The 6,007-nt window shown below is 57.8% G+C and carries 5 protein-coding genes; 4 read left to right on the forward strand and 1 reads right to left on the reverse strand.

The genetic code is table 11. The annotated features are described in order from the left end of the window. The 4 genes from GHO41_RS28230 to GHO41_RS28245 all read left to right on the forward strand — a co-directional run. Nucleotides 1-203 (forward strand): MGMT family protein (locus GHO41_RS28230; protein WP_178126603.1); only part of this gene is annotated, 203 nt, incomplete at its 5' end. A gap of 42 nt (nt 204-245) precedes the next feature. Beyond that, on the forward strand, nt 246-1,793 hold the full coding sequence (locus GHO41_RS28235; protein WP_153333453.1) for an AmpG family muropeptide MFS transporter: 1,548 nt from the start codon (nt 246-248) through the stop codon (nt 1,791-1,793). Between the two features lie 100 nt (nt 1,794-1,893). Next, nucleotides 1,894-3,609 carry a proline--tRNA ligase gene (locus GHO41_RS28240; RefSeq protein WP_153435254.1) on the forward strand — a complete coding sequence of 572 codons (1,716 nt, stop codon included), beginning with the start codon at nt 1,894-1,896 and terminating at the stop codon, nt 3,607-3,609. 17 nt (nt 3,610-3,626) lie between these two features. After that, nucleotides 3,627-4,574, forward strand: a complete 948-nt coding sequence (locus tag GHO41_RS28245; RefSeq protein ID WP_153335521.1) for a hypothetical protein — start codon at nt 3,627-3,629, stop codon at nt 4,572-4,574. A gap of 7 nt (nt 4,575-4,581) precedes the next feature. Here the strand turns inward: GHO41_RS28245 and dinB are convergent, their stop codons facing one another. Continuing rightward, a complete protein-coding gene (gene dinB / locus GHO41_RS28250; RefSeq protein WP_153333458.1) occupies nt 4,582-5,658 on the reverse strand; it encodes a DNA polymerase IV in 1,077 nt (358 codons plus the stop codon). Nucleotides 5,659-6,007 lie beyond the last annotated feature (349 nt).

The following is a 6,007-nucleotide window of genomic DNA, read 5'->3' on the forward strand; positions in this document are numbered from 1 at the left end:
GCCGCACGCTGAGCCAGCTCCCCGAAGACACCCGCCTGCCCTGGCATCGGGTGTTGGCCGCAGGCGGCAGGATCAGCTTGCCAGCGGGCAGCCCTAGCGGTGATGAACAGCGAGCGCGTCTGCGCGGCGAAGGATTAAGCATTGTTAATAATCGTGTGGATATACGACGCCATGGCTGGCGCCAGATAGAGCACTGCGGTTAGAGTGCGCCCTTTGTTTCCGCAATCAGAGGCAGACTCGAGTCCATGCCCCGTAAAACCTGGCGCGAAGCGCTAGCTGCCTATTCCAGCCCCTCAACCCTTGTGCTGTTGTTGCTCGGTTTCGCCGCCGGTTTGCCGTACATGCTGGTGTTTTCAACGCTGTCTGTGTGGTTGCGCGAAGCAGGTGTAGCCCGCGAAACCATTGGTTATGCCAGCCTGATCGGCCTGGCTTATGCCTTTAAATGGGTGTGGTCGCCGTTGCTCGACCAATGGCGCCTGCCATTGCTCGGCAAGCTGGGCAGACGCCGCTCGTGGCTGGTGCTGTCGCAGACTTTGGTGATTCTGGGCCTGATCGGCATGGGCTTTTGCGACCCGCAAAAGCACCTGTCATGGCTGATTGCGATTGCCGTTATCGTGTCATTTGCCTCGGCCACCCAAGACATCGCGATCGACGCTTACCGCCTGGAAATTGCCGACGACAGCCGCCAGGCTGCCCTCGCCGCCAGTTACATGTCCGGTTACCGCGTAGCCGCCCTGCTGGCCACGGCCGGGGCGTTGTTTTTTGCTGAGGGTTTCGGCTCGACCGGCTTCAACTACAAGCATTCGGCCTGGACCGGCACCTATGTGCTGTTCGGCGTGCTGATGATCCCCGCGTTGCTGACCACCTTTTTCATGCGCGAACCGCCGGTCACCTTGCGCACTCAGCTTTCAGTAGGCCGCTATAGCTTCGCCCATCAACTGGCCTCGGTGTTCGTGCTGATTGTGCTGTTGGTGTCGGTCCCGGCGATGTTCACCCAGCTGTACAACACCAATTTTGCGGGCGTGCTGTTTGAGGGCATGAGCCCGATGACGCTGCTGATGGAAGACCGCGCCTTTTTGCGCGCCATCCTTTATATCCTGCTGACCGGGTTGTGCCTGTCCACCATGGGGCGACGCGGGCTCGCCCCCGTGCTGACGCCGGTCAACGACTTTATTGTGCGGTATCGCTGGCAGGCACTCTTGCTGCTTGGGCTGATTGCCACCTATCGCATGTCTGACACGGTCATGGGCGTGATGGCCAACGTGTTTTATATCGATCAGGGCTTTACCAAGGACCAGATCGCCGGTGTCAGCAAGATTTTCGGCCTGTTCATGACCCTGTTCGGTGCAGGCATGGGCGGACTGCTGATCGTACGTTTCGGCATTTTGCCGATCCTGTTGATTGGCGGGGCCGCGTCCGCCGCAACCAACCTGCTGTTTATGCTGCTGGCCGACATGGGCCCGAACCTGCAGATGCTGATTGTCACGATTTCGCTCGACAACTTCAGCTCCGGCCTCGCCACTTCTGCGTTTGTTGCCTACCTCTCGAGCCTGACCAACCTCAAGTTCTCTGCCACCCAATACGCATTGCTCAGCTCGATCATGCTGCTGCTCCCGCGTTTGATGGGCGGCTACTCCGGGGTCATGGTCGAGAAGTTCGGTTACCACAACTTCTTTATCATCACCGCCATCATGGGCATCCCGACCCTGCTGCTGATAAGCCTGCACTGGTACCAGGAAACCCGTAAAGCCCGCCTCAACCCCACGGTAGACCTCGACAAACGCGCCGATTGAGCGGAGGGAGCCTGCCTCCCTCCCCCGGTCTGTACGCAATCAAATCTCGCCCGTACAATGGCCAGTCAAATTTAGTCATCAGCAACGGCAACGACTACCCATGCGCACCAGTCAATATTTGCTCGCCACACAGAAAGAAACGCCTTCGGACGCGGTCGTTATCAGCCACCAGCTGATGCTGCGCGCCGGCATGATTCGCAAACTGGCCTCGGGCCTGTACACCTGGCTGCCCATGGGCTTGCGGATCATGCGCAAGGCCGAAGCCATTGTTCGCGAAGAAATGAACGCTGCTGGCGCTCTGGAAGTGCTGATGCCGAGCATTCAACCGGCTGAACTGTGGCAAGAGTCCGGTCGCTGGGAAGAGTACGGCCCGGAGCTGCTGCGCCTTAAAGATCGCCACGGTCGCGAGTTCTGCGTGGGCCCGACCCACGAAGAAGTCATCACCGATCTGTGCCGCAACGAGCTGAACAGCTACAAGCAGTTGCCGATCAACCTGTACCAGATCCAGACCAAGTTCCGTGACGAAATTCGCCCGCGCTTCGGCTTGATGCGTGGCCGCGAGTTCATCATGAAGGACGCCTATTCGTTCCACGCCGACCAGGCATCGCTGCAGGTCACTTATGACCGCATGCACCAGGCTTACTGCAACGTGTTCACTCGCCTGGGCCTGAAGTTCCGTCCGGTAGAAGCGGACAACGGCTCCATCGGTGGCGCGGGTTCACACGAATTCCACGTACTGGCCGAGTCCGGCGAAGACGATATCGTGTTCAGCAATGGCTCTGAATACGCAGCCAACATCGAAAAGGCCGAAGCTGTTCCAGCCGAAACCTCCCGTGCGCCAGCGTCTGAAGAGCTGCGCCTGGTCGATACGCCTGACGCCAAGACCATTGTTCAATTGGTAGAAGGCTACAACCTGCCAATCGAAAAAACCGTCAAGACCCTGATCGTTCACGCTGCTGAAGAAGGCAAGCTGATCGCCCTGGTGATCCGTGGCGACCACGACCTGAACGAAATCAAGGCGGGCAACCATCCACTGGTGGCCAGCCCACTGGCCATGGCTTCGGACGCTGAACTGCGTGACGCCATCGGCGCTGGCGCTGGTTCCCTGGGCCCGCTGAACCTGCCACTGCCTTGCATCATCGACCGTTCGGTCGAACTGATGAGCGACTTTGCGGTCGGCGCCAATATCGACGACAAGCACTACTTCGGCGTGAACTGGGAGCGTGATTTGCCTGTACCTACCGTTGCCGACCTGCGCAACGTGGTCGCTGGCGACCCAAGCCCGGACGGTAAAGGCACGCTGGAAATCAAACGCGGCATCGAAGTGGGCCACATCTTCCAGCTGGGTACCAAGTACAGCGAAGCGATGAAGTGCCAGGTACTGGGCGAAAACGGCAAGCCTGTGACCCTGACCATGGGTTGCTACGGCATTGGCGTTTCTCGCGTGGTAGCGGCAGCCATCGAGCAGAACAACGACGAGCGCGGCATTATCTGGAGCGATGCCCTGGCACCGTTCCAGATCGCCCTTGTGCCGCTGCGCTACGAAACCGACGCCGTGCGTGAAGCCACCGACAAGCTGTATGCAGAGTTGACCGCCGCAGGTTTTGAAGTGCTGCTGGATGACCGTGACAAAAAAACCAGCCCGGGCATCAAGTTCGCAGACATGGAACTGATCGGTATTCCGCACCGGATCGTCGTCAGTGACCGTGGCCTGGCCGAAGGCAACCTGGAATACAAGAGCCGCACCGAAGCAGAGCCACAAGCCCTGCCCGTTGCTGACGCCCTGGCTTTCCTTCAGGCACGTATCCGTCGCTGAACCCACATAGAGACGTCATGTTCAATCGAAGTACCTTGACGGGCGCCGCCATATGCGGCGCCCTGTTGTTGAGCGGCTGCGCCAATCACATGTCACAACGCAGCGAGCATGAAGAGCGCATTGAGCGCAAACTGCTCGCCCACACCCTGCACATAGACGTCGGTTCGCCGGCTGCCATGGAGTTGCCGCAACGCCGTGTGCGCATCAATGAACAAAAGACCTTTGAGGTCACTGAATTCGATGTCACCCGTCATTACGACCGTTACACCCCCTACCAACCCTGGCGCAAAATCTATGAGATGCCGCTGGGCGCGGTCGCGGTTGTGGCCGGTGTGGGTGCAAATGTGCTGAACGTGTTCATGTTCGGGCAATTGCCTGACAGCGTGACCAAAGACTGGATCACTTACGGCGTCGACGGCCTCAACCCGGCGATGAACGTGCAATCTCACGGCCGCGCCGAGCAGAACCTGGCCGGCATTGAAGAGATCCAGCGCGACAAGCGTATGGAGTACTCAAGCTTGCCGTGGGCAGAACGCCCGGTCATCGTCAGTGCTGGCAAGCAAAGCCATGAAATGACCACGGACCGTAACGGCGTGTTGCGCCTCAATTTGCTCGACAGCCCGTTTGCCGAGCAAGACTTGAATCGCGTGAGCAAATTGACCATCACGGTCGAAGATGCTCAGGACGAAGCGCATTCCGACTCAACTCTGTCGATCAGCAGTAATTTGCGTGGCAAATTGCTCGAAGCGCACAACTTGATCTACGACGACCTTGAGGGTGACGACGTCAACCAATGGGTACATCGGGTCAAGCGCTTGTCAGAACTGGGCCTTGAAGAAGAAGCCAGTGAACTGGAGCAAAGCCTGATTGAACTGACGCGCAACGACCCTGAGTTGCAGCGTGAGTTTTTGCAGTCGCTGACCAAGAACGCCGGTCGACTGGTGGCAGACCCCGGGGTTAGCTAAAGCGCCTCTACGGGTGCCTGGCAAACAACTCCAGTTGCTCATGCCCGGTACTCAAATCATGCAAACGCACGCCAAGCCCCAACAATCGGACGGGCTTGGCACCGCGTGCAAACGCCTGACTCATTAACCCTTGATAACTCTCAAGATCGCGCCCCGCTCCGGACTGCTCCAGGGTGGTTTGGGTAAAGTCGTGGAATTTGACTTTGACGAAGGGCTTGCCGGGGCGATAGCTGCTGTCGATTCTGGCGATACGCCCGTTCAAGGTGTCGAGAAGTTCGGGCAGTTTGTCCAGGCACGCGGCCAGATCAGGTAAATCCGTGTCGTAGGTATTTTCAACACTGACAGATTGGCGTCGGCTGTCACTTTGCACCAGGCGATCATCAATCCCACGTGCCAGCCCCCACAAACGCTCGCCAAAACTGCCAAATTCACGCACCAGCGCCAATTTGTTCCAGTCGCGCAGGTCCTGACAGGTCTCAATACCCAGGCGCCCTAACTTGTCCGCTGTCACCTTGCCCACACCGTGCAGTTTGTTGACCGGCAGCGCCGAGACAAAGTCTTCGACCTGATCCGGAGTGATCACAAATAAACCGTTGGGCTTTTTCCAGTCACTGGCGATTTTCGCCAGAAACTTGTTCGGCGCTACTCCCGCCGAAACCGTGATGTGCAATTGATTCGACACCCGCCGCCGAATGTCCTGAGCAATACGCGTGGCGCTGCCACCGAAATGCGGGCTGTCAGAGACATCCAGATACGCCTCATCCAACGACAGCGGCTCTATGAGTTCGGTGTAATCGCGCAAAATGCCGTGGATTTCTTTTGACGCCTCTTTATAAGCATCCATCCGGCCATTCACGATGATCAGATCCGGGCACAGCTTGAGTGCATGCCGGGATGCCATCGCCGAACGCACGCCGTACGCACGCGCTTCATAGTTACACGTCGAGATCACACCGCGCCGGTCAGCCGAGCCGCCGACCGCCATGGGCTTGTTCGCTAGGCTCGGGTTATCGCGCATCTCAATAGCGGCATAGAAACAGTCACAGTCGACGTGGATGATTTTGCGCTGCGTTATGTCAGGCATGGTTCTTCAGGATGTAGGTAAAACAGAACGCCAGTATGTCACCGATAACTGTATATAGCACCAGTAGTGTTCGGTGAGCCGACAAATGCAGCGCTCTCAACCTTGCCTTTATTTTTGTGACCGGAGTGAAATGTATCTAATTGCGCCACACCCCTTGTCCTATAGGGGCTGTAGACGATTAAACGACCCTATTTAATGCCTAACCAATTGAAGCAGAAGACTTTTTTTGAAATTAACGTTTGACAGCCCCGCGTATCGCTGTAGAATCCGCCCCACAGACGCGGGATGGAGCAGTCTGGTAGCTCGTCGGGCTCATAACCCGAAGGTCGTCGGTTCAAATCCGGCTCCC

The organism is Pseudomonas sp. FSL R10-0399, from assembly GCF_009600165.1.
GTDB classification, from domain to species: Bacteria; Pseudomonadota; Gammaproteobacteria; order Pseudomonadales; family Pseudomonadaceae; genus Aquipseudomonas; species Aquipseudomonas helleri.